Source organism: Aeromonas sp. FDAARGOS 1404 (assembly GCF_019047085.1).
Lineage (GTDB): Bacteria > Pseudomonadota > Gammaproteobacteria > Enterobacterales > Aeromonadaceae > Aeromonas > Aeromonas veronii.
The window spans coordinates 1,170,390-1,188,305 of sequence record NZ_CP077237.1 but is presented as its reverse complement, the minus strand read 5'-3'; the positions used below and the strand labels follow the sequence as shown (position 1 = coordinate 1,188,305).

Below are 17,916 nucleotides of genomic sequence, written 5' to 3'. Positions count from 1 at the left end.
ATGCAAAAAAACCGGTGCGCAGGGTAGCACACCGGTTGACTGGCTTCTAACCGTCAGCGTGTGACGGCGGTCTGTGGCAGGTTACTCCTTGCCGTAGACGTTGTTCTCTTGCTCGCGTACCCGGATGAAGGTGGTGCGCTTGGTGAGCTCTTTCAGCTGGCTGGCGCCCACGTAGGTACAGGTGGAGCGCACGCCGCCCAGAATATCGCGCACGGCGTTCTCGACCGGGCCGCGGTAGGGCAGCAGCACGGTTTTACCCTCGGAGGCGCGGTATTCGGCGACGCCACCGGCGTGCTTGTCCATGGCGCTGGAGGAGCTCATGCCGTAGAACTTCATGAAGGGTTCGCCGTCTACATCGACGATCTCGCCACCGCACTCTTCGTGGGCTGCCAGCATGCCACCCAGCATCACGAAGTCGGCGCCGCCGCCGAACGCTTTGGCTACGTCGCCCGGGCAGGTACAGCCGCCGTCACCGACGATCTGGCCGCCGAGGCCGTGGGCCGCATCAGCACACTCGATGATGGCGGAGAGCTGCGGATAACCGACGCCGGTCTTGACGCGAGTGGTACAGACTGAGCCCGGGCCGATGCCGACCTTGACGATGTCGGCGCCGGAGAGGATCAGCTCTTCGACCATCTCGCCGGTCACCACGTTGCCCGCCAGAATGACGTGGTTGGGGCAGGCTTCACGAATCTTGCGCACGAACTCGACGAAGTGCTCGGAGTAGCCGTTGGCTACATCGACACAGATGAAACGCAGCGCTTCGGACATGGCGAGGATTTGGCGGGTCTTGGCGAAATCTTCAGCCGAGGTGCCGGTGGAGACCATCACATGGCCCAGCAGCGCCGGATCGGTCTCGTTGACGAAAGCTTGCCACTGCTCAAGGCTGTAGTGCTTGTGTACCGCGGTCATCATCTCGAAACCGGCCAGCGTGCGCGCCATGGCAAAGCTGCCGACGGTATCCATGTTGGCGGCGATAACGGGTACGCCTTGCCATTGGGTCTGAGTGTGTTTGAAGGTGAACTGACGGGTCAGGCTTACTTGGGAACGGCTCTTGAGAGTAGAGCGCTTGGGGCGGAACAGGACATCCTTGAAACCGAGCTTCAAGTCTTCTTCGATACGCATTACAAATTCCTTATTGAGCCTTGTTGAAAGTCACTTTTGCAGTGGCAAATTTTCGGCAGGCGCAAAAAAACCGGTGGTTTTCAGGCCCTCCGGTTTACAACAGTGTAGGCAAAAATCCCTTCAGAACAAGACTGATAATTTGTAAATCCTTGTGGTAGCCTTTGGCGTCACAACCTGAGGTTAACCACCAGTTTCATCCAGCACCGTTCGGTGCCTTGCTCTCCTTCGATATTCCCGCCCGCTTGGGCCGCCGTTCGGCCACTCTTTGTCGTCTCTCTCCTGACCCGCCAGATATTATCCAAGTAGCTGAAATAAATCGGATTGACCCACAATGGGACTGTGGTAGAACTGGGCGCAGGATTGACAAGGCAGGGTCGTAAAATGGGCAAGATGATGGTGGGGATCACCCTGATGCTGGCACTGTGTGGCAGTGCGCTGGCTGAGACCCCGACCAGCTATGGCTGGATCGAGAAGGGGCTTATTTTGCCTACCGGCGTGGCGGTGAAGATGAAGCTCGACACCGGGGCGCTCACCTCTTCCCTCGATGCACGCTCCATCACCAGATTCAAACGGGATGGCAAGCCCTGGGTGCGCTTCATGCTGGTGGTGACCGATGCCGACAGCAGCAAACTGGTCAAACAGCAGTTCGAGCGGCGGGTCGAGCGCAGCGTGACGGTGCGCGGGGCGGGCGGCATGGAGCAGCGGCCAACGGTGACCATGTCCATCTGTCTGGGGGACAAGGTGTATGAGGAGTGGTTCACCCTGCGGGATCGCAGCAAGATGATCTATCCGGTGCTGCTGGGCAGACGTCTGCTGGCGGAGCTGGGCCCGGTGGATTCCAGTCGAACCTTTACCGTGCAGCCCGCCTGCCGTTAGGGGCAATTTCGGCGTGAATCTAAAAAACGCCGTTTCACAGCTAAATCCCCGCCCCTCTGCCAGAGGTAGCATCTCCACCATACCCTGAAGCGTGCGAGCTCGTTCGCCAGCAAGGGCTTGAGCGTGGAGTGCATCATAGTGAAACCCTATCAACAAATCGTATCTGAATGGCTATTGCTCGCGGGCGAACAGCAGGGCGTCACCTTGAGTCTGGGCAGCGATGGCCACTGCCGTGTGCCATTCGGTCTGGATGGCGAGTGCCTGGTCGAAGTGCCCGATAACGATGATCTGCAGGCATGCTACCTCTATATCCCCTTGCTGCGTCTGCCTGACGATGCGGTCGGTCAGTTGCAGCTGACCCGCTCGGCCCTTGAGCTGAACATGTTTGGTTTGACCACGGGGGGAAGCCAGATCAGTCTGGACAGTCGCAGCAACCATCTGGTGCTGACCTTTTCCTCTCTTATCGAAATGCTCGATAAAACTCTGTTTATGCAGACCTTGGGCGAATTTCTTGATCTCGGCGTCACCTTGCAGACGCAATTGCAGGCGTTGAACGCCCGGCAGGAGACAGCTGCCATTCCCTCCCCGTTATCTGGCGTCATGATCCCGTGTTGATGGATCGTCATTGGTATTAATCAGGAGTAGAAGATGTCTATTCAAAGTATTGGACAACCCCAGCGTGCTAGCGCTGTGGCCTCTCATGAGCATGGCGAGGTGCAATCCTCATCTCGCCAGCACTCGGTTCATCACAATCTGGCCTCTCACTATACCAGTCTCGGCTTCGGCTCCCGGGTTCAGCCGGGCAAGGTCTTGAATACCTCGCTCAAGTGGTTGACCCTCAGTGCCCCGGCTCGCAAGATTGGCATCGCCATCCAGGGCGGCCATGATTCCCATGCCCAGAGTGCCAAGGGCAAGGCCCGTTACTGGACGGGCGCCATCATCAAAGGGCTGGCCAATATCACCGGTGGTGTCAGCAGCGTGGCCAGCGGTGCGGTGACGGCCGGGGTGGCCGGGGTGAAAAACCTTGGCGAGTCAGCGGCGCGTCTGGTGGCCTCCTCCTCTCTGGGGTTGGCGGGTAGCGTGATGAAGGGGGCCTCCCATCTGCCGCTCGGTATGTCAGAGCGGTTGCAACAAGGCTCACAGCAGGCCTTGAGTGCCGCCAAGGGGATCATCAAACCGGCCTTCGTGGCGAAGGCGCAGCAGGAACCGCTGACTGCCGAGGGGGCGAGAGCTGTGGTGGATGCGGCCCAGCTGGCGCGGGTCAGCTGCTCCAGCAGTTATCGGGAGATGCCGGCAGGCTACAGTCACGCCACGCTGGCAGATATTCCCCCTTCGATATTGGCCCGCCGTGAAGATGGTTCCGGTGGCACCGGGAGTGCCCTGACACTTCATGTCACCCCGGGCAAGAACGAGAATGACCCCTTTATCCTGACAGGTGATGCCTGGTCTGCGCTCAAGGTCGCCGTTTACAAGCGTGGCGATACCATGGTGCTCTCGTTCGTGGGCACTCAACCTGCCAAACGTCCCGGCACCCTGAAGAGCGATGCTGGCGCGGCCCTAGGCATCAAGGACAGCGCGTTTCAAGATGCCGACCGGCTGGTCAAGGCCTTTGCCCAGCAGTATGGCGGCAAGGTCGAGGTGCTGGGCCACTCGCTGGGGGGGGGGCTGGCGCAATATGCCGGCATCAAGCACGGGCTCAAGGTCACGGCGTTCAACAGCATGGGGCTGCATGTCGGATTGCGGGATCGCCTCGCTCACAAGCTGGACGATGCCAATGTCACCCACGTCAACACCAGCAGGGATCCGCTGAGCCAGAAGGTGGAGCACGGTGTGTTCGGGCTGGATGCCTCTTCCCAGGTGGGCAAGCGTTATGTGATTGAACACTCTGGCGGGCATCGCATGGAGGCGGTGACGGCAGGTCTGGATGCACTGCTTGCCTGATCTGCCGGTGATGGCGCGGCGACAAGTCGCATAGCGTCAGCGTGCTAATTATCTATAAACAACGCCTCCCTCGGGAGGCGTTGTCATTTTCGGATCAGGGCTGGGAGTGGGTGTGGGTCGGTAGCCAGACGCTCACCTCCAGCCCCCCTTCCGGCCGGTTGTGGACATCGAGGTCGGCGCCGTGCAACTGGGCGATGCGTGAGACGATGGCCATGCCAAGGCCGACGCCATCCCCCTGCTGGGGATTGACCCGAAAGAAGCGTTCATACAACCGGGGCAAGGCACTGGAGGGAATGCCGGGGCCGTTGTCACTTACATCCACCCTCACCCGGTTGCCCTCTCGCAGTACCCACACCTTGATCTCGCCCTCCGGCTGGGTGTAGCGCAGCGCATTGTCGATCAGGTTGCTAAACAGCAGTTCGAGCAGGGTGGCCTGCCCCATCACCAGCTGCGGCAATTCACACTCCAGCGACAGCTGCTGATCCTTCTTGAGCGCGATGGGAGCCAGCGTCGCCAGGGTGCCTTGCAGCAGGTGGCCTATCTCCAGCTCGGTCAATACCAGTCCCTGCTGGTTGTCGATACGGGCCTGGGTCAGCAGTTGGCGGATCAGCCGATCGCTGCGATCGAGGGCCTGCAGCATCTTGTGCAGGGATTGCTGGCGGCTCACTTCATCTTCGGCAGCCAGGGCATTTTCACTGTGGATCCGCAGCACCGCCAGCGGGGTGCGCAGCTCGTGGGCCGCCTCGTTGGTAAACTGTTTCTCCCGCTCTATGGTCTCCGCCAGCGCCTGCATCAGCCGGTTGATCTCGTTGGTGAGGGGGGTCAGCTCCTGAGCGCTTATCTTGAGGCTGAGCGGGCTCAGGTTGGCGGGGTGACGTTCGCTGATGGCCTGGGCCAGCTGACGAAGGGGGGCCAGCCCGCGGGTGATGAGCCACCAGAGCAGGGCCAGCAGGAAGGGCAGGGTGATCAGCAGCGGCAGCATGGTGAGGGTGGCCATCTTGCTGGCCAGTTCGCTGCGCTCGTCGTCCCGCTCGGCTACCACCAGCCAGGTCTGCTCCTGCTGGTTGTAGAGAGTGAAGGTGCGCCACTGGTGATTATCTTTTTCGACCGTGTCAAAGCCGATGGCCAGGGTGACCAGCGGCTGCTCCGGGGCGCTGGGGGCGCGCAGCAGCAAGCCGCCTTTTTCATCGAGCAGCTGGAAGTAGAGATTGCGTTCGAACTCGTGGCCGTAGGGGGTGATCTCCCGATCTTCGCCGGTCAGGTTGAGGCTGGGGTCTTTTTGCCACTCATCGGGATTTTGCGCTTCCCACTCCTGATAGACGGTGCCGTTGGCGGGCAGTTGCCCCTGCTGGGCCATATAGCGAGCCAGCAGCTGGTTGGTGATGCGGGCCGACTGGGCGAGGCGGGCATCAAACAGCTCCTCCATTTCGTGGCTCGCCTCCATGTAGCCGATAAAGGCGCTGATGGTAAGGCTCAGGCTCACCAGCGTCAGGATACCGGTGAGCAGAAAGCGGCGAATGGAGCGGGGACGTTTCATCGTGCGGGTGTCCGGCTTGGCTGTTCGAGCTGGGGAATGATGTAGCCGACCCCGCGAATATTGCGGATGAGGTCGCTGTAGAACTTCTTGCGCAGATGGTGGATATGCACCTCTACCGCGTTGCTCTCGGCCCCTTCATCCCAGCCGTAGAGGCTCTGTTGCAGCTGATCCTTGCTCAGCACCCGGCCGCTCTGGCTGATCAGCTCCTGCAGCAACTTGTATTCGTGGGGGGTGAGTTTGACCGCCTCCCCCTGATAGGTGACCTGCTGGGATTCGGGATAGATAAGGATATCGCCATACTCCAGCACCGCCTGAGCCTGCCCCTTGCTGCGGCGAACGAGGGCGCGCAGGCGGGCGTTGAGCTCCTGCAGGGCGAAGGGCTTGACCATGTAGTCGTCGGAGCCGGCATCGAGGCCGACCACCCGATCGTCCAGCGCATCGCGGGCGGTGAGGATCAGCACCGGCAACTGGTGTCCTTCACGCCGCAACTTGCGCAGCAGGCTGAGGCCATCGATGTCGGGCAGGTTGAGATCGAGGATCAGGGCGGCGAACTCGTCGCTCTTGAGGGCTGCCAGAGCGGGCAACCCCTGTTGCAGCCAGTCCACCGTGTAGCCGCTATGGCGCAGTGCATCCTGCATACCATCACCCAGCATCACATCATCTTCTACCAGCAGGATCCGCATTCTTTTCTCCCTGTTTGTTGGGGGTCGCGATCTGGCTCAGCGCCAGGGCGTGCCGTGGCATAAACAACCCTGCCCACCAGTATGCAAGCTGGTGGGCAGAGTTTAAATAGTTCTTTGATCCATCAGGGTTTTATAGCTTGGCCAGCCGATCGCGGATCTCCATTCTGCGCCCTTCATCGGCCACTTCGCGGCCCGGGCGGGCCGGGGCGGCCAGCGCCTTGTCGAGATAGGTTTTGGCCTCGGCCTTGCGACCCTGATCCAGCAGGAAGTCGCCATAGAAGAAGTTGGGGTCGATGCCATCGGGATTGATGGCCAGCGCCTGCTTGAGCAGTTGCTCCGCCTTCTCGTCATCGCCAAAGCCGACCGGCCAGCCGGGCACCTGATAGTAGAGGGAGCCCAGACTGGTGTAGGCAGAGCCGTCTAGCGCCTTGGGATCCTGTTTGAGCGCCAGCTCCAGCTTGGCTTTGGCCTCTTTCACCAGCCCCAGCGCTCCCAGCCCGCCCTTGGCGCCAGCCCAGGTGCTCTTGACAATGGCCGACCAGATCAGCAGATCGGCGCGAAAGGGCTCCTTGGCGCTGGCCGCTTCGGCCTGGGTGCTCAGGGTTTCGAGGCAGCTCTCTTTCGCCTTGCCGCTCTGCTGGTACTGGCAGACGGCCCACTGCTGCTGGATGGGGACGAGGGCATCACCCGCGGCCATGACCGAGGAGGACCCCAGCAGGATGGCGATGGCACAAGAGGTCACTGATTGACGGACAAAATTCATATTAATGCTCCTTCTTGGTCGGGATCGGGCGGGACAAGTCTGGTTGTGGCGCACTGTTTGCGCCGGCATCAGCCGTCCCTGGCTGAAGATGACGGGCATAACGTTTGATGATCGGCAGCTGTCTGGCCAGCGCCTTGTCGACGATGCCGGGCAGCAGGGCATTGAGTCGCACGAACAGCTTCTCCGGCCAGCCGAGCCAGCTGCGGCGGGTTTCGTTGCACAGGGCGATGACCGCCTCTTCGGCCACCTCCTGCGGGCTGTCGGTCTGGGTGCCGAGCGCTGCATTCATCTCGTAAGCGGCCTGGGAATTGAGCTTGGTGCGGGTGGCGCGGGGGGCAAAGTGCAGCACCTTGATGCCGCTGCCCTCCAGCTCTCGTCCCAGCGCTTCGCTAAAGCCGCGCAGGGCAAATTTGCTGGCGCAGTAGACGCTGTAACCGGGGTAGCCGATGCTGCCCAGGCTCGAGCCCATGTTCATGATGATCCCCGGCTTGCGCATGGTTGGCAGCAGGGCACGGGTGAGCTGGATGGGCGCCTCGATATTGAGCAGCAGCTGGCGCTCCACCTGCTCAAAGCTCTGATCTTCCAGCCATGCAAACTGGTTGCAGCCAGCGTTGTTGATCAGGATGTCGATCCCATCCTCCAGCGCAGGGTGTTGCAACAGCTTGGCCCGCTCCTGTGCAGAGCCGAGGTCGGCGAGCACCACCTGATGACGCTCGGGATGAGGCAGTGACTTGCACAGCCGCTCCAGCGTCGGGCCGCGACGTCCGTGCAGTAGCAGGTGTGCCCCCTGGGCGGCCAGCTCCTGCGCCAGCTCTTCACCTATGCCACCGCTGGCGCCGGTGAGCAGCACGAGTTTCCCTTCAAGATTCATGGTGTGGGTTCCCTTTTTGCTTTCTGCTGCTGATTTACACAGTTGCGGTGAGGTTGTAGAGCATCTCGCCATAGAGGCGGTAGACCACCTTGGCCCCGTGGATGATGGCCGCCTGATCCGCCGGACTTTCGACCCGATCCATCAGGGATTCAAAGAACTTGAGGTGCTCCTGATCCAGGGCGCCGTGAGAGCTCAGGTAGCTCATCGCCTGCGGTGGCAGGCCGAGGCCCTTCTTCAGCTGGTCGGCGACGGTGAGGGCGATGGCGACGCTGGTGCCTTCCAGTACCTGCACCATGCCGAAGAAGCCCATGGGGTTGCCGCGCTGGATCTGGTCATAGAGGAAGGCGACCATCAGCTCGATGGGCAGCCCCGGCTGGCCGTGGCGCACCGCCTCGGCATCACCGCCACAGGCGCGGATATCGCTTAAGATCCACTCCTGATGGCCATACTCCTCGTCGATGTACTCGGCAATGGCGCCGCGCACCCACTCGTACTCCTGACCCAGCTTGCCGCCGGTTGCCATCAGCAGCGGAACTGTGTGGCGCACGTGGTAATAAGCCTGCGCCAGAAAGGCGAGATAGGTGTCACGGCTGATATCGCCACGGCGACAGGCTTCGATGATGGGGGCGTTGAACAGATGCTCACGCTCACTGGCAGTGGCTTGTTGCAGAGTCTGATAGAAGCTCATGACGATTCTCCTGTAAGGCATTGGCTGATTTGCCGGGAAAAGTGTTGGTAAATTTCGTTGCGACGGGGACGCCCGTTGGCGGTCAGCAGCCCGGGATGCTGGTCGAGTGCCACCGGCAACCAGTGGTGCAGCCGGGCATAATCGGGCAGCCGCTGGTTCAGACCTGCGATCTGGCGGGGCAGATCCGCCTCTTTCCCCGGCAGGGGCTGGATCAGCGCCACGTTGGCGGGTTGACCATCGCCAAAGACCACGATGCGGGCGATGGCGGGGCAGAGCTGGGCCTCGGCTTCCACCCACTCTGGCGAGAAGTTGCGGCCAAAGGCGGTGATCTGGACATTCTTCTTGCGCCCGGTGATATGGAGGTAGCCTTCTTCATCCAGATGACCCAGATCGCCTGTGGCGATCTGCATGGCAGAAGGTTCGCCGGTGGCGATCTGTTCGGGAGTCAGTTCGTTGCTGCCGAGATAGCCCAGCATGGCACTGCCGCTCACCATAATTTCGCCATCGCTGGCGATAGTGACCTGACAGTGGGGCAGGGGGCGGCCGACGCTGCCGGGCTTGTCAGCATCCAGGCTGTTGAGCGCCACAACGGAGCCGCACTCCGAGAGGCCATATCCCTCATACACCGGCAGGCCGAGCTGGCGGGCGTGTTTGATCAGGTCGGGGGCCACCTTGCCGCCACCGACGGCAATAAAGCGCAGGCTCTTGAGCTGCTGGGCCAGCGTCGGGGTGCTGGTGCAGAGCGCCAGCAGCAGGCGCAGCAGTTCGGGCACCAGCACCAGACTGTGGGTCGACCAGCGCAGCAGGGCTTCTCCCAGCATGGCAGGGTTGAGCGAGCTGGAGCCGGTGAAACCGAGCTCACCGAGGGACGGAATGCGGCTGCAGGCGCCGGTCAGCAGCGGCACATAAAGGCCGGTGATGTTCTCAAGCAGGGTGGCCAGCGGCAGCAGGGTCAGGTGTTTTTCCACCTTGGCTGGCGCGACCCGCTCGGCCAGCGCATGGCTCACCGCCATCATCTGGCTCAGGGACAGGCAGACGCCCTTGGGCTGGCCCGTGGTGCCGGAGGTGTAGGTGATCTTGGCGGTGCCCTTGGGCAGCGCCGGTCGATTGGCCGGGGTATGGCGCCAGAGCGGCAGCTCGCCGGTGATCAGCGAGAACGGCTCGGCGGCATGCCATCCCTGATGATGTGGGCCCACCAGCGCATCGGCGCCGCTGCTCTCCAGCAACCAGGCCTGCTGGGCCTGACTGAAGAAGTGGGGCACCGGAATGACCACGATACCAGCGCGGGTGCAGGCGAGATCCAGCAGCGCCCAGGGCAGGCCGTTGTCCAGTTGCAGCGCCAGACGGCTGATGTCGAGCTGTTGCAGCTGACTGGCCAGACGCTGGATCTGTTGCCACAGGGTCTGGTAATCGAGACGCTGTTGGCTGCTCAGCAGCGCAGGTGATTGCGGATCCTCGTGGGCATGTTTGGCGATGGCGTCGAACAGGCTCATTGGGCGCACCTTTTTTGATGGGGCTGGTTATCACTGCTCTTGCCGGCATCCTCAAACAGGGTCGGCATGGGGGCCAGCAGATTGAGCAGCAGGCTGCGCTGGGCCAGCACCTCGCGCCCCTGATTGATGTCACCCACCATCACCTTGGGTTGGCAGCGGTAGTACTCACCCCAGGCATCGGCGTCGGCCCCCACCTGATGGGCCTGTGCGGGGGCCAGTTCTACCGGGTTGAGTTGCAGGCGGGCAAAGCTGTTGCGCAGCTTGGCCGTGCCGGTAAAGACCACGTAGTCGAGGGCGTTTTCACACAGCAGACGACACAGGGCCGCGAACATCAGGCGGGCATTGCCTGGTTCGCTGCAGGCCAGATTGCCCACTTCGATAATCCGATTGCGTGCTGGATAGACCCCGAGGCGGGTGTTGATGGCGGCCTCGATGGGTTGCTCCAGATACTGTTCCAGATAGAGAGGCCCCTCACTGGCATGATTGAGACCACAGGCACCGACCAGCGTCCCGTCCGCCCGATAGAGCCCCAGCAGACAGGGGAGGAAATGGGGGATGCGGGCGTTGAACTCGAGGGTGTAGGCTGCCTGGATATAGGTTTGCAGCGCCATGACCTGCTGCGGGGACTTGGCTAGCAGCAATCGGTAGGGGGCCTGGATCTCGATGGTCATGGGTGACTCCTTCTCTTGCGATGGTTTGAGAGTAAAAGGGCAAACTTAAGAAACCCTTAAGGAGCAAAAAAAGTTGTCAGCGAGGCAGCGGGCAGGCAATCTGCGCCGCTGTTATCCCACAGGAAGCCCCCAAGAGGAACCGCCATGTCATCCACCGTCAGCTGCCCCCTGTGTGCCAGCCATCGCAGTTATCCCCTACCGGTGGCGGGCAAACGTTACCATCGCTGCCTCGCGTGCGAGCTGGTCTGGCTGGATGAGGCGGATCATCTGGATGAGGCTGCGGAGAAGGTGGTCTATGACGGTCACGACAATCGGGTAGATGATCCCCGTTATCGCACTTTTTTGATGCGGGCTTTTGGCGAAGTGCTGGCGCGGGTGCCAACCCCTGCCTGCGGCCTCGATTTTGGCTGTGGCCCGGGCCCGGCGCTGGTGGCGATGGGGCGCGAGGCGGGTTACCAGATGGCGGGGTATGACAAGTTCTACGCCGACTTTCCCGAGTTGCTGACGCGTCAGTATGACTTCATCACCAGTACCGAGGTGATCGAGCATATTGCTGAGCCGCGCACGGTGCTGGCGCAGTTGTGGGATTGCCTCAAGCCCGGTGGCCTGCTGGTGCTGCAGACCCAGCGGGTGCTCAGTGACGAGCGGTTTAAAAACTGGCGCTATCGCCACGACCCGACCCACATTGTCTTCTTTGCCGAGGCATCGTTTCAGGTGCTGGCCGCCAGCTGGCAGGCTGAACTCAGCTTCCCCCACGCCGATGTGGCGGTATTGCAGAAAGGCACGCCCTGAGGCGTGCCTTCATCTGTTACTCGTCGGGTTCGCCCGGCGCTACTCCTTGTAGCCCTTGTCCTGCCACTGGTAGTACATCAGGGCAGATTTGACGCCGATTGACTTGAACGGCTCTGGTGGCAGCCACATCGGCAGGGTCTGCTCCGCGTGGTTGAACCAGGGGTGCTCCTTGCCTTGATAGAGGCTGGCCACGATGTCGCCAAACAGGAAGGAGAGGTTGATGCCGTGGCCGTTGTAGCCGAGGGCGTAGTAGATGTTCTTGTGATCCCCCATTACCCCCACCGCTTCGGTGCTGTCGCCGGTCATGCCGAGCACCCCGTCCCACACCTGCTCAAACTTGATCCCCTTGAGGGTCGGATAGAGGGTCACCAGCTCGGTCATCATCATCTCGCTGACCCGGTTAAGATCGCCCTTGTAGTTGAGGCCATCGTTGAAGACGTACTCGGCATTGCCGCCACCGATGACAATGCGGTTATCCGGGGTCAATACCAGATGAAACAGGATGTTGCGGGTGTCGTAGTAGGGCACCCGGCTCTGCCACTGGATGGCTGCCAGCTGCTTTTTGGTGAGCGGCTCGGTGACGGCGCTCTGGGCGTGTACCGGAAAGACCCGGCCGCTGAAGTAGCCAAGTTTTGAGGTATAGCCGTTGGTCGCCAGCACTATGCTGTCGGCGGTCACCTTGTACTTGTCGGCCACATTGAGCTCGATCTGCTTGCCCTCCTTGATCCCCATTACCGGGCTCTGCTCGTAGATGGTGACGCCCGACTGCTCCACCGCCTTGCGCAGGGCATTGACCAGTTTCATGGCGTGTACCTGACCGCCATTGGGGTCGTAGACCGCCCCCACGTAGCGATCGGTGCCGAGTTTTTCCTCTGTGGTATCGGCGTTCCAGTACTGGAGCGGGATGCCGAGGCGATTGGCGGTTTTCACATAGTCGCGGTACTCGGCGATATCCTCCTCATCGAGGATCGCCTCCACATAGCCATCGAGCTTGAGGTCGGCCTCGACGCCGGTTGAGGCGACCAGCGCCTGCAGCTTGCGCATGCTGGCGACGGTGAGATCGTAGTGGCGCTTGCTCGCTTCCCCCTCTTCGTAGAGATCCATCACCTCGGAGCCCGGCAGCACCATGCCGCCATTGCGCCCCGAGGCGCCGCTGCCCACCTGCTTGGCTTCGAAGATGGCGATCTTGAGCGACGGATTGGCTTTGGCCAGATGCCAGGCGCTGGAGAGGCCGCTGTAGCCGCCACCTATGATGGCGATATCCACCGTCATGTCTTGCGCCAGCGGGGCGCTCTCCTCTGCCGGTTTCTCCTTGAACCAGTAGCTGGTGTTGGGCTCAAAGTCGCTCATCTTGGGGCCGCAGGCGGCGAGGAAAAAACAGCTGATGCACATGGTCAACGCTCGTTGGCAAAGGGTGGTCGGATTCATTTTCTACTCCGGTTACAGATACAAAATATCAAATCATTTCATCGGGTTGGGCGGTGTTGACCCGGCGACCTATGTCTCTCAGCCGGGCCAGCTGATCGGCAAGACCGGGCCCCTCATCCAGGCTGGTGACAAAGTTCCAGAGGTAGGTCATCACAGCATAGACATGGCCTGCCGAGACTTGGGGTTGGGCCATCAGCATGGTGATGGCGAGCAGGAACAGCAGGGAGGCGCTGATGCCGACCGCCAGAAAAGCGAGTGCCTCCCGATCTGAAATCCGGATGCGGATCCAGGCCAGTGCGCGGTAGTGGCGGGCGAGGTTGGCTGACTGGGCATGGGTGACCAGCTTGACCTCGTGTTCCAGCCGATCGTTGAGCCGCTCGTGCAGCAGCTGGTTCTTGCGCGAAAAGCCGGGCAGCAGCAGGCCGAACAGCAGCAATACCCCCATGCAGGCGATGCCGACCCAGAACTCGATCACCATCAGCATCACGGCCGCCCCGACGATGGAGATCAGGCTGGTGGCCAGGATCGGGATATGTTTCTCGAAGAAGTCGACAAACTCCCGCGCCAGGGTGACCCGCGCCACTATGGTGGATTGCCCCTCCTGCTGCTGGCGCTGGGTCAGGATCACCGGCACCGCCAGTGCCGCATAGATATGGGTAAAGGTGCGGGTATCGACCGCCCGGCGCAGGGCGCCGATGAGCCAGAACAGCAGCACGATGAGGGCGTAGCTCGAGGCCTGCCACCACTGGCCCTTGACGATGGCGTCGATGGCAAAGCCGGCGAACAGGGGATAGACCACCAGCAGGATGTTTTCGAGGGCCACCAGCGAGAAGGTGCCCGCCAGCTTGAGGGGATTGGCCCGCACAATCGCCCCCAGCGAACGACCGGCCGAGTGTGGCAACGGCGTGGCCTGCTCGTCGCAACTGGCTGCCGAAGTGGTTGGTGTTGTCATGGGTTATCTCCTAAGATGTCGGAAACGCTAAGTTTGAGCAAGTGCTCAAAGTTTGTTTGAGCGACCGCTCAAAGTCAAGCAGATCGATTGATATCGCAGGAGGTCAGATGGCACGCCCATCAGCAGAACAGCGCAAAGAGATGATCATCGAGGCCGTACTGGCCCTGTTTCGGGAGAAGGGGATGGCGGCATCGTCAACCCGTGATATTGCCGAGCGCACAGGTCTGGCGCGCAGCCACGTCTACCACTACTTCAAGGATTGGAAGGAGCTTTGCCTCTGCGCCGTGGAGCGTTTCACCTATCAGGAGATCGCCGAGCAGCGGGAGTGGCTATTGCCGCTGCCGGCCCGCGAAGCGTTGCCGCTGTTTGTGCGGGACAACCTGCCGACCAGTCAGGATGCCTCCTGGGCCATCTACCTCGATGCCTGGAACGAGTCACTGCGCGACCCTGTGTTTGCCGAGAGCTACCGCAAAATCATTCTGGCGTGGCGCGAGGTGCTGGAGCTGATCCTGCAAAAGGGGATCGACAGCGGCGAGTTTGTGGCGGGCGATGCCCGGCGACTGGCGCGTCAGGTCACCTCTCTCATCAACGGCTATGCCGATGACCTGATTCTGGAGCCGACTCCCGAGACGGTAGAGGACACGTACCAAGAGATCATGCTGGTGGTCAATCAGCTGGTCTTGCCCCCGGCCCACTCATAGCGGCGCAGGTACACAAGGGGGAGGCGTGCCAGCGTGGAGCCTTCCCAGTTTTGTTGGCTATCCGCCGGGCGCGCGATGGTCAGATACCAGGGAGCGGTTGTTGATGTCGATTACCCATTTATCACTGCAAGATGCCCGTCATCTGCAACTGGCGGCGCAGGGGCTGCTTGCCCCCCGTCGCAGCAAGGCGACTCCGGCCGATCTGTTGGCCACCATTCGCCGCATGGCGCTGCTGCAGATCGATACCATCTCGGTGGTGGCGCGCAGCCCCTATCTGGTGCTCTTTAGCCGCCTTGGCCAGTACGAACCGCGTTGGCTGGAGCAGCTGCTGGCCGACGGCGAGATCTTCGAATATTGGGCCCACGAGGCCTGCTTTGTGCCCCGCGAGGATTACCGGCTGTTGCGCCATCGGATGCTCGACCCCGTCGCCATGGGCTGGAAGTTTTCGGCCAATTGGCTAGCCACCCATCAGCAGGAGATTGGCCAGCTGATCGAGCGTATTCGCCACCATGGCCCGGTGCGGGCGGCTGACTTTGAACGCACAACCGGCAAGGGGAATGGCTGGTGGGACTGGAAGCCTGAGAAGCGCCATCTGGAGGTATTGTTTACTACCGGTCAGCTGATGGTGCGGGAGCGGCGCAACTTTCAGCGAGTCTATGACCTGGCCGAGCGGGTCATCCCCGAGTGGAGCGACCAGCGGGATCTGCCGAGCGTCGAGCAGGCGCAGCGGGATATGGTGTGCGCCAGCTGCCGGGCGCTGGGGCTGGTCAAAACCGGTTGGGTTGCGGACTACTACCGGCTGCGGCGCGGCAAATATGACGCCCTGCTCCATCAGCTGGCGGACGAGGGTGAGCTGTTGCCGGTACGGGTGGAGGGGTGGCAGCACGGCGCTTTTGTGCACGCCTCGCTGGCCGATGAGCTGGCAAGGGCACAGGCGGGCAACCTCAAGGCAACTCATACCACCGTCTTATCGCCGTTCGATCCGCTGGTGTGGGATCGCAAGCGGGCCAGTGAACTGTTCAATTTTGACTATCGCATCGAGTGCTATACCCCGGCCCCCAAGCGCCAGTATGGCTACTTCGTGTTGCCCTTGCTCCATCGTGGCAAGCTGGTGGGCAGGATGGATGCCAAGGCCCATCGCCAGCAGGGGATCTTCGAGATCAAGAGCCTCTATCTGGAGGCCGGAGTGAGAGTGACCCGCACCCTTGCACAGGATCTGGCGAAAGCCCTGCAAAAGCTGGCCGACTGGCACCAGACCCCGCAGCTCCGTTATGGTGCCATTCCGGCCAATTTGCTGGCGTTGTGGCATGAAAGCGCCCCTGCAAAGTGAGCTCTATCCCTTCTGGGCTAAGCTGCAAGAGGGATAAACAGTCCGGGAGCGGGAGATGAAACGAGCGGCAACATGGTGGGCGGGATTGGCGATGGTCATCTTGTCCCCCGCGCTATGGGGGCAAGAGCCACCAGTGAAGATCTGTCTGGGGGAGGGCAATGAGTGGGCCCCCTTTACCTATTGGGAGCGCAAGGACGGGGTGCCCGATACCAGCCGCCTGACCGGTTCGGCGACGACGCTGGTGCTCGATGCCCTGCAACAGAGTGGGCTGTCCCACCAGATCCGCTATCTGCCCTGGGCGCGGGTGCAGCAGGAGCTGGCGGATTATCGCCAGAATGGTCTGTGCGAGCTAACCTGGGATGCCAGCTACAAGCCGGAGCGGGCCGAGTTTGCCTTCTACAGCGTTCCCCTCTATTACACCCATCTCGGTTTCTTCTATCTCAAGCGCCGCTACCCCGAACCGCCGGATCTGCAGACGGTCAATCGCTCCCGGGTGTGCGGGGTGATTGGCTACAACTACACACCCTACGGGCTTGCGCAGGAGCCACGCCGGGTCAAGCAGTTGCAGCAGGCGCTCGATATGCTGGAGCGGGATCGCTGCGACTTTCTGCCGAGCGAAATCGAACCTCTGGTGGCTGGCATCAGCCTTGGCATCTACCGCAGCGAGAGCGGGTTGCTCAATCTCGCCCTGCCCAGCCGCAAGGGATTCTATCTGCTGGTGAGCAAGGGCTCCCCCCGCGGTCACCAGCTGGTGAACATCCTCAATCAGTCGCTGGTGGCATTTCAGGAAGGGGGGCATACGGATGAGGTGATGCGCCGCTTCTTGCCACCGATGGAGTAATAGCGAAGGGTTGCTGTCATTCAGGGGGAGCAGATAAACAGAGGGCCAGCCGGTGCAAACCGGCTGGCCCTTTTTACGTGAGAGCTTGTCAGGCTGCCAGACGGGTCAGTACCTTCACCAGCAGCTCGATGCGCGGGGCAATGCTGACCAGATCCAGATACTCCTCGTCACTGTGGAAACCTGCACCGATAGGGCCCAGACCATCCAGAGTGGGGATACCGAGGGCGGCGGTCAGGTTGGCATCAGAGCCGCCCCCCACCTCTTGCCAGCTGATCGGCAGTCCCAGTTCGGCGCCACACTCTTCCACCAGCTGCATCAGCGCCTGAGTACCCTCTGACGGCACCATGGCCGGTTTGTGGGCCTCGCGGGTCAGCTGGATGGTGATGCCGTCCAGATGGGGCCGCTCGGCCATGGTCAGCAGATGATCGTTGATCTGGTGGTACTCCTGATTGTCCCAGAAGCGGACGTCTACCACGGCGCAGGCATGGGCCGGCACTATGTTGGCGCCATTGCCCCCCTCGACAATGCCGATGTTGAGGGTGGTGCCGCTCTCGAAGTTGGTCAGGGCGTTGATAGCCAGGATCCAGTGGCCCAGCTCGGTGATGGCGCTGCGCCCCTTCTGTGGTTCGTTGCCCGCGTGAGCAGCCTTGCCGGTGAAATCGATGCGATAACGGGCCATCCCCTTGCGCGCCTTGACCAGCGAGCCATCGGCGCGGGCCGCTTCGGCCACCAGCACCTGTTTTGCCTGTTTGGCCACCGCTGCCAGCCAGTCACTGGAGTGGAGGGAACCAATCTCCTCGTCCGGGTTCATGCAGACGCAGATGCTCAGGCGATCGCGCACCTCGCGGGGCAGTTCACGCAGGGCATAGACGATGTTGAGCAGGCCGGATTTCATGTCGGAGACACCGGGGCCGTAAGCGCGCTCGCCATCGACGCTCATCGGGCGGGCGGCGGCGGTGCCGAGGGGGAAGACGGTATCCATATGGCCGATCAGCATTACATCGATCTGTGCCGCATCAGGCTGGTTGCGGATCTCCAGTCCCACACCGGCTGCGCCACAGTCGACCCGCTTGATCTGCCAGCCGCCCATCGCCTCATATTTGGCTGCCATCAGGTCGGCCACTGCCGCAATGCCCGGCTGGTGCAGGGATCCGCAATCCAGATTGATCAGCGGGGCCAGTTCGGTCAGGTATTGATCCAGAGAAAAAGTCATTGCTTGCTCCA

General features: G+C 61.6%; 18 protein-coding genes. 7 read left to right on the top strand and 11 right to left on the bottom strand.

Translation table 11 applies throughout. The annotated features are described in order from the left end of the window. Positions 1–81 precede the first annotated feature (81 nt). A complete protein-coding gene (locus tag I6L34_RS05380) occupies positions 82–1,125 on the bottom strand; it encodes a GMP reductase (RefSeq protein ID WP_005348017.1) in 1,044 nt (347 codons plus the stop codon). A gap of 381 nt (positions 1,126–1,506) precedes the next feature. Here I6L34_RS05380 and I6L34_RS05375 point away from each other — a divergent pair, with 381 nt between their 5' ends. The 3 genes from I6L34_RS05375 (at position 1,507) to I6L34_RS05365 (ending at position 3,942) form a co-directional block, all read left to right on the top strand. Continuing rightward, the gene (locus I6L34_RS05375) at positions 1,507–2,001 is read left to right on the top strand and encodes a RimK/LysX family protein (RefSeq protein WP_216956061.1); all 495 of its coding nucleotides are present in this window, start codon (positions 1,507–1,509) and stop codon (positions 1,999–2,001) included. Positions 2,002–2,139: 138 nt separating this feature from the next. Continuing rightward, positions 2,140–2,616 (top strand): CesT family type III secretion system chaperone, encoded by a 477-nt coding sequence (locus tag I6L34_RS05370; RefSeq protein WP_254202936.1) that lies wholly within the window; start codon positions 2,140–2,142, stop codon positions 2,614–2,616. Between the two features lie 33 nt (positions 2,617–2,649). Continuing rightward, positions 2,650–3,942 carry a phospholipase gene (locus tag I6L34_RS05365; protein ID WP_216956056.1) on the top strand — a complete coding sequence of 431 codons (1,293 nt, stop codon included), beginning with the start codon at positions 2,650–2,652 and terminating at the stop codon, positions 3,940–3,942. 94 nt (positions 3,943–4,036) lie between these two features. On the opposite strand, the gene I6L34_RS05360 is transcribed toward I6L34_RS05365, so the two are convergent. The 7 genes from I6L34_RS05360 to I6L34_RS05330 form a co-directional block, all read right to left on the bottom strand. After that, positions 4,037–5,479 carry an ATP-binding protein gene (locus I6L34_RS05360; RefSeq protein ID WP_216956054.1) on the bottom strand — a complete coding sequence of 481 codons (1,443 nt, stop codon included), beginning with the start codon at positions 5,477–5,479 and terminating at the stop codon, positions 4,037–4,039. Next, complete coding sequence (locus I6L34_RS05355) at positions 5,476–6,162, bottom strand: response regulator (RefSeq protein WP_005335091.1); 687 nt, start codon at positions 6,160–6,162, stop codon at positions 5,476–5,478. Before I6L34_RS05355 ends, I6L34_RS05360 begins: the two co-directional genes overlap by 4 nt. Before the next feature lie 130 nt (positions 6,163–6,292). Continuing rightward, positions 6,293–6,859: a tetratricopeptide repeat protein gene (locus tag I6L34_RS05350; RefSeq protein ID WP_234915302.1), complete on the bottom strand. Its 567-nt coding sequence runs from the start codon at positions 6,857–6,859 to the stop codon at positions 6,293–6,295. A 67-nt stretch (positions 6,860–6,926) separates the two neighbouring features. Continuing rightward, positions 6,927–7,796, bottom strand: a complete 870-nt coding sequence (locus I6L34_RS05345) for an SDR family oxidoreductase (protein ID WP_058055623.1) — start codon at positions 7,794–7,796, stop codon at positions 6,927–6,929. A 34-nt stretch (positions 7,797–7,830) separates the two neighbouring features. Then, entirely contained in the window at positions 7,831–8,484 is a 654-nt protein-coding gene (locus tag I6L34_RS05340; protein ID WP_058055624.1) for a TenA family transcriptional regulator, read from the bottom strand. Beyond that, positions 8,481–9,977, bottom strand: a complete 1,497-nt coding sequence (locus I6L34_RS05335) for an AMP-dependent synthetase/ligase (protein ID WP_216956049.1) — start codon at positions 9,975–9,977, stop codon at positions 8,481–8,483. Before I6L34_RS05335 ends, I6L34_RS05340 begins: the two co-directional genes overlap by 4 nt. After that, a complete protein-coding gene (locus tag I6L34_RS05330) occupies positions 9,974–10,648 on the bottom strand; it encodes a thermostable hemolysin (protein ID WP_139410765.1) in 675 nt (224 codons plus the stop codon). Before I6L34_RS05330 ends, I6L34_RS05335 begins: the two co-directional genes overlap by 4 nt. Before the next feature lie 144 nt (positions 10,649–10,792). Between I6L34_RS05330 and I6L34_RS05325 the strand changes: the two genes are divergently transcribed. Beyond that, entirely contained in the window at positions 10,793–11,440 is a 648-nt protein-coding gene (locus I6L34_RS05325) for a class I SAM-dependent methyltransferase (protein ID WP_216956047.1), read from the top strand. A 39-nt stretch (positions 11,441–11,479) separates the two neighbouring features. Here I6L34_RS05325 and I6L34_RS05320 read toward each other — a convergent pair whose 3' ends face one another. Both I6L34_RS05320 and I6L34_RS05315 read right to left on the bottom strand, forming a co-directional pair. Then, the gene (locus tag I6L34_RS05320; RefSeq protein ID WP_216956044.1) at positions 11,480–12,868 is read right to left on the bottom strand and encodes an FAD-binding oxidoreductase; all 1,389 of its coding nucleotides are present in this window, start codon (positions 12,866–12,868) and stop codon (positions 11,480–11,482) included. A gap of 28 nt (positions 12,869–12,896) precedes the next feature. Next, positions 12,897–13,820: an ABC transporter six-transmembrane domain-containing protein gene (locus I6L34_RS05315; RefSeq protein WP_216956040.1), complete on the bottom strand. Its 924-nt coding sequence runs from the start codon at positions 13,818–13,820 to the stop codon at positions 12,897–12,899. Positions 13,821–13,927: 107 nt separating this feature from the next. Here I6L34_RS05315 and I6L34_RS05310 point away from each other — a divergent pair, with 107 nt between their 5' ends. From I6L34_RS05310 to I6L34_RS05300, 3 genes are all read left to right on the top strand, one after another. Then, positions 13,928–14,521 (top strand): TetR/AcrR family transcriptional regulator, encoded by a 594-nt coding sequence (locus tag I6L34_RS05310; protein WP_216956037.1) that lies wholly within the window; start codon positions 13,928–13,930, stop codon positions 14,519–14,521. A gap of 103 nt (positions 14,522–14,624) precedes the next feature. Next, positions 14,625–15,851: a winged helix-turn-helix domain-containing protein gene (locus tag I6L34_RS05305; protein ID WP_216956034.1), complete on the top strand. Its 1,227-nt coding sequence runs from the start codon at positions 14,625–14,627 to the stop codon at positions 15,849–15,851. 91 nt (positions 15,852–15,942) lie between these two features. Beyond that, entirely contained in the window at positions 15,943–16,692 is a 750-nt protein-coding gene (locus I6L34_RS05300) for an ABC transporter substrate-binding protein (RefSeq protein WP_139731172.1), read from the top strand. Positions 16,693–16,780: 88 nt separating this feature from the next. Here the strand turns inward: I6L34_RS05300 and I6L34_RS05295 are convergent, their stop codons facing one another. Beyond that, positions 16,781–17,905 carry a M20 family metallopeptidase gene (locus I6L34_RS05295; RefSeq protein WP_216956031.1) on the bottom strand — a complete coding sequence of 375 codons (1,125 nt, stop codon included), beginning with the start codon at positions 17,903–17,905 and terminating at the stop codon, positions 16,781–16,783. Positions 17,906–17,916: the final 11 nt, after the last annotated feature.

What these genes read in the sequence shown, in the direction of transcription:
- I6L34_RS05380 (WP_005348017.1), bottom strand. Translation starts at nt 1,125, where the DNA reads ATGCGTATCGAAGAAGACTTGAAGCTCGGTTTCAAGGATGTCCTGTTC.
- I6L34_RS05375 (WP_216956061.1), top strand. Translation starts at nt 1,507, where the DNA reads ATGGGCAAGATGATGGTGGGGATCACCCTGATGCTGGCACTGTGTGGC.
- I6L34_RS05365 (WP_216956056.1), top strand. Translation starts at nt 2,650, where the DNA reads ATGTCTATTCAAAGTATTGGACAACCCCAGCGTGCTAGCGCTGTGGCC.
- I6L34_RS05360 (WP_216956054.1), bottom strand. Translation starts at nt 5,479, where the DNA reads ATGAAACGTCCCCGCTCCATTCGCCGCTTTCTGCTCACCGGTATCCTG.
- I6L34_RS05355 (WP_005335091.1), bottom strand. Translation starts at nt 6,162, where the DNA reads ATGCGGATCCTGCTGGTAGAAGATGATGTGATGCTGGGTGATGGTATG.
- I6L34_RS05350 (WP_234915302.1), bottom strand. Translation starts at nt 6,859, where the DNA reads ATGGCCGCGGGTGATGCCCTCGTCCCCATCCAGCAGCAGTGGGCCGTC.
- I6L34_RS05345 (WP_058055623.1), bottom strand. Translation starts at nt 7,796, where the DNA reads ATGAATCTTGAAGGGAAACTCGTGCTGCTCACCGGCGCCAGCGGTGGC.
- I6L34_RS05340 (WP_058055624.1), bottom strand. Translation starts at nt 8,484, where the DNA reads ATGAGCTTCTATCAGACTCTGCAACAAGCCACTGCCAGTGAGCGTGAG.
- I6L34_RS05335 (WP_216956049.1), bottom strand. Translation starts at nt 9,977, where the DNA reads ATGAGCCTGTTCGACGCCATCGCCAAACATGCCCACGAGGATCCGCAA.
- I6L34_RS05330 (WP_139410765.1), bottom strand. Translation starts at nt 10,648, where the DNA reads ATGACCATCGAGATCCAGGCCCCCTACCGATTGCTGCTAGCCAAGTCC.
- I6L34_RS05325 (WP_216956047.1), top strand. Translation starts at nt 10,793, where the DNA reads ATGTCATCCACCGTCAGCTGCCCCCTGTGTGCCAGCCATCGCAGTTAT.
- I6L34_RS05320 (WP_216956044.1), bottom strand. Translation starts at nt 12,868, where the DNA reads ATGAATCCGACCACCCTTTGCCAACGAGCGTTGACCATGTGCATCAGC.
- I6L34_RS05315 (WP_216956040.1), bottom strand. Translation starts at nt 13,820, where the DNA reads ATGACAACACCAACCACTTCGGCAGCCAGTTGCGACGAGCAGGCCACG.
- I6L34_RS05310 (WP_216956037.1), top strand. Translation starts at nt 13,928, where the DNA reads ATGGCACGCCCATCAGCAGAACAGCGCAAAGAGATGATCATCGAGGCC.
- I6L34_RS05305 (WP_216956034.1), top strand. Translation starts at nt 14,625, where the DNA reads ATGTCGATTACCCATTTATCACTGCAAGATGCCCGTCATCTGCAACTG.
- I6L34_RS05300 (WP_139731172.1), top strand. Translation starts at nt 15,943, where the DNA reads ATGGTCATCTTGTCCCCCGCGCTATGGGGGCAAGAGCCACCAGTGAAG.
- I6L34_RS05295 (WP_216956031.1), bottom strand. Translation starts at nt 17,905, where the DNA reads ATGACTTTTTCTCTGGATCAATACCTGACCGAACTGGCCCCGCTGATC.